We start from the raw sequence: 248 nt of genomic DNA on the forward strand, positions 1-248 counted from the left end.
CTTTGTTACCGGCTGGTTTTACATTTGGAGAAAAGAAAAAATTAACAGAAGAAGATATGCCGGATGAAAAGAGCCGAAATATGTTTTTAGGTGCTGTAGGTACACTGGAAGATGAAGAGAAGAGAAAATTAATTTATGAAGTGTTATCGCCTCTAGGTCATAATTTAATGGTGACTCCGAAAGAAGTGGATGCCTTCATAGAAGATATGGCAAATGTAATCGCAAGTGGTTTAAATGCAGCACTGCAT

Annotated in this window: 1 protein-coding gene; it reads left to right on the top strand. The window is 37.1% G+C overall.

Translation table 11 applies throughout. The features are described from left to right. Positions 1-248 (top strand): GPR endopeptidase (locus ACP3VS_RS24520; protein ID WP_426390338.1); only part of this gene is annotated, 248 nt, incomplete at both ends.

It is taken from the genome of Lysinibacillus sp. VIII_CA, assembly GCF_049943995.1.
Classification (GTDB): Bacteria; Bacillota; Bacilli; order Bacillales_A; family Planococcaceae; genus Lysinibacillus; species Lysinibacillus pinottii.